This window comes from Streptomyces sp. NPDC093801 (genome assembly GCF_040701585.1).
Classification (GTDB): domain Bacteria; phylum Actinomycetota; class Actinomycetes; order Streptomycetales; family Streptomycetaceae; genus Streptomyces.
Genome location: NZ_JBFBDP010000109.1, coordinates 1 through 2119 on the forward strand (window position 1 = coordinate 1; position 2119 = coordinate 2119).

2 protein-coding genes are annotated in these 2119 nt (G+C 71.1%); both read left to right on the forward strand.

Going from position 1 to position 2119, the window contains the following annotated elements; all coding sequences use genetic code 11:
* Window positions 1-663, forward strand: a 663-nt coding sequence (locus tag AB0469_RS41070) for a phosphopantetheine-binding protein (protein ID WP_366456720.1), incomplete at its 5' end; no start/stop codon positions are given.
* Window positions 663-2119 (forward strand): condensation domain-containing protein (locus tag AB0469_RS41075; protein WP_366456721.1); only part of this gene is annotated, 1457 nt, incomplete at its 3' end. The genes AB0469_RS41070 and AB0469_RS41075, both read left to right, overlap by 1 nt.

Sequence of the window (2119 nt, forward strand, 5' to 3'; positions counted from 1 at the left end):
CGCACCGGCGACCTCGCCCGCTGGACCACCGACGGCCGACTCGAATGCCTCGGCCGCACCGACGACCAGGTCAAGATCCGCGGCTTCCGCATCGAGCTCGGTGAAATCCGAGCCACCCTCATGACGCACCCCGCGGTCGCCCACGCGGCCGTGGTGGTGCGCGAGGACCAGCCCGGCGACGAGCGGCTCGTCGGCTACGTGGTCCCGGCGGCCGACGCGGGACCCGTGGACGTCACCGCACTGCGCGGCCACGCGTCCCGTTCCCTGCCGCAGTACATGGTGCCCTCGGCGATCGTCGCCCTGGACTCCCTGCCGCTGACGGTCAACGGAAAACTCGACCGGAAGTCCTTGCCCGCACCGGACTTCACCCCCGGTGCCTCCTACCGTGCGCCCAACACCCCACGCGAGGAAGCGCTGTGCCGCCTCTTCGCCGAGGTGCTGGGAGTGCGACAGGTGGGGCTGGACGACAACTTCTTCGACCTGGGCGGTCATTCGCTCTTGGCCACCCGCCTGGTCAGCCGTATCCGCTCGACCCTGAGCGCCGAGATCCCGATTCGCGCCCTGTTCGAGACCCCGACCGTCGCCGGGCTCGCGGGCCGGCTCGATTCGCAAAAGAAAGCCAGGCCTGCACTGCGGCCGAGGCCTAGGCAGGAGGACTTCTGATGATCCCGTTGTCGTTCGCGCAGCAGCGGTTGTGGTTCCTGGGAGAGCTGGAAGGCCCGAACCCGACGTACAACATGCCCATGGCCCTGCGGCTGACGGGCGATCTCAACCGGGAGGCACTCCGGGCGGCCCTGCGGGACGTCGTGGAGCGGCACGAGGTCCTGCGGACCGTGTTCCCCGCCGTCGACGGGCAACCGCGCCAGCGCATACTGGACGTGGAGGCCGTCGGCGGCCTCCTGACGGTCGTCGAGCTCGGCCCGTGCGATGACGCGGTCCTGATGGACGCCTTGGCGCAGAGCTCCGCGCACACCTTCGACCTGTCCGCCGAGGCACCGCTGCGCGCGTGGCTGTTCGCCACGGGACCGCAGGAGCATGTCCTCCTCCTCGTGATCCACCACATCGCGAGCGACGGCTGGTCGCGTGCACCGCTCGCGCGGGACGTGTCGAGCGCGTACGCCGCCCGCTGCAAGGGTGCGGAACCGGCGTGGGCTCCGCTGCCGGTCCAGTACGCCGACTACACCCTGTGGCAGCGCGACCTGCTGGGTGACGAGGACGACCCGGAGAGCGTGCTCACGGAGCAGCTGACCTACTGGCGGCAGACCCTCGTCGGTCTGCCCGAGGAGCTGGCCCTGCCGGCCGACCGGCCGCGGCCGGCCGTGGCCACGCACCGCGGCGACACCGTCGAACTGAGCGTGTCGGCCGACCTCCACCAGCGCCTCGCCGCACTGGCCCGCGCCGAGGGCGCGACCCTGTTCATGGTGCTCCAGACCACCCTGGCAACGGTCCTGTCCCGGCTCGGGTCGGGCACGGACATCCCCATCGGGACACCGATCGCCGGACGCACCGACGACGCCCTCGACGACCTGATCGGCTTTTTTGTCAACACCCTGGTGCTGCGCACCGACCTGTCCGGGGACCCGAGCTTCCGCGAGTTGCTGGGCCGGGTGCGGGAGACGGGGCTGGGGGCGTTCGCGCATCAGGACGTCCCGTTCGAGCGGCTGGTGGAGGACCTGGCCCCGGTGCGGTCCATGGCACGCCACCCGTTGTTCCAGGTCATGCTCACCCTCCAGAACAACGCGCAGACCGTCCTCGACCTGCCCGGTATCCAGGTGCAGCAGGTGGCCCCGGGGCAGCTGGCGGCCAAGCTCGACCTCGACTTCCAGTTCACCGAGCGGTTCGACGCCTTCGGCACCCCGGCAGGCCTGCGCGGCGCTGTGACCTTCGCCGTGGACCTCTTCGACCGGGCGACGGCGGAGGACATCGCGGGCCGGTTCGTACGCGTTCTGGAAGCGGTCGCAGCCGAACCCGCCAAGCCGGTCAGCCGGGTCGACGTCCTGTCGGCGGCCGAGCGGCGTCGGGTCCTGGGGGAGTGGATCGATACGGCGCGGGATGTTCCGGTGGCGTCGTTGCCGGAGCTGTTCGAGGCTCGGGTGGCGCGGGATCCGGAGGCGATCGC